General features: G+C 64.2%; 1 protein-coding gene. It reads left to right on the plus strand.

Annotated features, from left to right (window positions below; genetic code table 11):
• Positions 1-2,249: sulfide/dihydroorotate dehydrogenase-like FAD/NAD-binding protein (locus HXX15_RS23000; RefSeq protein WP_296519233.1), on the plus strand; the 2,249-nt coding region annotated here is incomplete at both ends.

Consider the following 2,249-nt stretch of genomic DNA (forward strand, 5'->3'; position numbering starts at 1 on the left):
GTCTGGTGAATCAGGGCTACCTCGGCTACATGAACCTGGGCTACAGCGCCCGTGAAGTTGAAATGTTCGTCTGGCTCGAAGCCCTGCGCGACAAGCAGTGCGAAGAAAAGCCCTGCGAAATCGGCCTGCACGAGCCCGGCAAGTCCGAGCCCAAGGGCGGCTGCCCGGTGAAAATCCACATTCCGGAAATGCTGGAAATGCTCGGCACCGGCCGCTTCCGCGAAGCGATGGAACTCATCGAGAGTTGCAACCCGCTGCCCAATGTCACCGGCCGCGTCTGCCCGCAGGAACTGCAATGCCAGGGCGTCTGCGCCCACCAGAAGCAGCCGATCGAAATCGGCCAGATCGAGTGGTACCTGCCGCAGCGCGAAAAGCTCGTCAATCCCGAAGGCATCGCCAACCGCTTCGCCGCGGCCGTCGATCCCTGGGAGAAGGCCGACAAACCGCCTATCGCCGTCGTCGGTTCCGGCCCGGCCGGCCTCATCAACGCCTACCTCTTGTCGGCCGAAGGCTATCCGGTCACCGTCTTCGAGGCCTTTCACACGCTGGGCGGCGTGCTGCGCTATGGCATTCCCGAGTTTCGCCTGCCCAACGAACTGATCGATGACGTCGTCGGCAAGATCAGGATGCTGGGTGGCAAGTTCGTCCCCAATTTCATCGTCGGCAAGACCGCGACGCTGGACGACCTCAAGAAAGCCGGCTTCTGGAAAATCTTCGTCGGCACCGGTGCCGGACTGCCGCGCTTCATGAACGTGCCGGGCGAGCATCTGCTCAACGTCATGTCGGCGAACGAATTCCTGACGCGGGTCAACCTCATGCAGGGCCTCTCTGACGAATACGAAACACCCTTGCCCGAAACCCGGGGCAAGCGCGTCATCGTGATCGGTGGCGGCAACACCGCCATGGATGCCGCGCGTACTGCGCGTCGCCTCGGAGGCCTTGTAACCATCGTCTATCGCCGCACCCAGAGCGAGATGCCGGTGCGTGTTGAAGAACTGCACCATGCACTCGAAGAAGGCATCGAACTCAAAGTGCTGCGCGGCCCGCGCGATTTCGTCGGCGACGACAAGACGCACTTCGTTACGCACACGAATCTCGAGATCATGGAGCTCGGCGAACCGGACTCCTCGGGCCGTCGCAGCCCGGTGGCCACCGGCAAGACGGAACCGATGGCGGTGGACCTCGTCATCATGGCGCTGGGCAATACGCCCAACCCGATCATCAAGGACTCCGAGCCCGATCTCAAGACGACCAAGTGGGGCACCATCGACGTCGCCAAGGGTTCGCAGCGCACTTCGCTCGACGGCGTGTATTCCGGCGGCGACGCCGCACGCGGCGGCTCCACGGCCATCCGCGCGGCCGGCGACGGCCAGGCGGCAGCACGTGAAATCGTCGGTGACATCAACCTCACGCCGACCGAAATTCGCAGCATGGTTCGCGCAGCCGGTCATTACACGCATCTGGGTGCCGCGCCGCAAACCATCATCGACAAGATCGAACTGGCCGACGGCATCGTCGAGTTCATCGTCAGTTCGCCGCTGGTCGCGAAGTCGGCGCGCGCCGGACAGTTCGTGCGCGTGCTGCCCTGGGAAAAGGGCGAGCTGATCCCGCTCACGCTGGCCGACTGGGACGCCAAGGCAGGCACCATCTGCCTCGTGGTGCAAGCCATGGGCACCAGCAGCATCGCCATCAACAAGATGAAGATCGGCGACGCCTTCACCGGCATCGCCGGCCCGCTGGGGCTGCCAAGCGCACTGCACCGCTACGAGGGCAACCAGACCGTCGTCTTCACCGCCGGCGGCGTCGGCCTGCCGCCCGTCTTCCCCATCATGCGCGAGCACCTGCGCCTGGGCAACCATGTCACGCTGATCTCCGGATTCCGCAATGCCGACCTGCTGTTCTGGGTCAAGGAGAACGAGCGCGTCGCGAAGTTGCAGGCCGAGTTCCCCGACACGCTGGAAGTCATCTACACCAGCAATGACGGCAGCTTCGGCATGAAGGGATTCGTCACCACACCGCTCGAGGAAATGCTCAAGCAGGCGCAGGCCGGCAAGGGCCGCCAGATCGCCGAAGTCGTGACCATCGGCCCGCCGCTGATGATGCGCGCCGTCAGCGACCTCACGCGCTCCTTCGGCGTCAAGACCGTCGCCAGCCTGAACTCCATCATGGTCGACGCGACCGGCATGTGCGGCGCCTGCATGGTGCCGGTGACCATCGACGGCAAGATGGTGCGCAAGCACGCCTGCGTC

Source organism: Rhodopseudomonas sp. (assembly GCF_013377015.1).
GTDB lineage: Bacteria > Pseudomonadota > Alphaproteobacteria > Rhizobiales > Xanthobacteraceae > JARJEH01.